General features: G+C 53.7%; 1 protein-coding gene. It reads left to right on the top strand.

What is annotated here, in order from left to right:
* Positions 1–220 precede the first annotated feature (220 nt).
* Positions 221–505 (top strand): hypothetical protein (locus tag Q7C20_RS27210; RefSeq protein WP_375071244.1); only part of this gene is annotated, 285 nt, incomplete at its 3' end.

Below are 505 nucleotides of genomic sequence, written 5' to 3' on the forward strand. Positions count from 1 at the left end.
CACAGGGGAAGACGCCACGCTTGTGGCTCAAAAGCCCCCGAGCTCAGAGGGCGATGAAGCTGTCTCCAGCTCTGCCGCTGAGCATGATGACACTGCGTTCCGGATTAGAGTGCGTCCGCCTCGATTGGGGAACATCGACCTGCGAGATCTCACGCCAGAAACCAGAAAGGTTCTTGAAAACAAACCTCGAGGGATCACTCTCTTTGAAGGGATCAGGCATATGAAAGAACTCAAGTTCGCTGGCTACGGTGATAAATTTTCAGTTGCACAAACTGGGGACGAAGCCGCCGGCAAGCGTTGGAAGAAAGGAAGCGGTAGCAAGGCAAACGTTTGCGAAAAGTTCTGGGTGGAATTTGTCAGCGATGTCCTATTCGAGGACGCGGATCCGGACGCCATTCGTGATGCCATGAAAATTCTCGCCCAATTGCCCCACCAGCATTCCAAGGGAACCGACAAGTTTGTAGCGAAGAACGGCTTCCGGACCCTCATCGCTGAACTCGATGCT

It is taken from the genome of Pseudomonas sp. AMR01, from assembly GCF_041946035.1.
Lineage (GTDB): Bacteria > Pseudomonadota > Gammaproteobacteria > Pseudomonadales > Pseudomonadaceae > Aquipseudomonas > Aquipseudomonas antarctica_B.